Raw genomic sequence first — 413 nt, forward strand, 5'->3', positions numbered from 1 at the left:
CTGCACCAGCTGGTTCATTTCCATGATCGGCATCAGCACGGCCAGCACGATCGTCAACACCACGCCGCCCATCACCAGGATCATGGTCGGTTCCAGCAGTGCGGTCAGCGCCATCGCGCGACGCTCGATCTCGCGCGAGATCGTCTGCGCGGCGCGTTCGAGCAGTGGCGCCAGCGAACCGGTCTTCTCGCCGCTGGCCACCAGATGCACCAGGATCGGCGGATAGACCTTCTGTACCTTCAACGCAGCACCCAGTGCCGCACCTTCGCGTACGCGAGCAGCCACATCATCGGCACAGCGCGCCAGCAACGCATTGCCAAGCGTCTGCCGCGCCGCTTCGAGCGCACGCAGCAGCGGCACACCGGCGTCCAGCAGGATCGCCAGCGTCGAGGCAAAGCGCGCACTGTTCACAC

At 65.6% G+C, this 413-nt stretch carries 1 protein-coding gene; it reads right to left on the reverse strand.

Annotated features, from left to right (window positions below):
* The coding region (locus D7X55_RS47040) for a type II secretion system F family protein (RefSeq protein ID WP_199747459.1) at positions 1 to 413 on the reverse strand (413 nt) is incomplete at both ends.

This window comes from Corallococcus sp. AB049A (assembly GCF_003668885.1).
Taxonomy (GTDB): Bacteria; Myxococcota; Myxococcia; order Myxococcales; family Myxococcaceae; genus Corallococcus; species Corallococcus interemptor.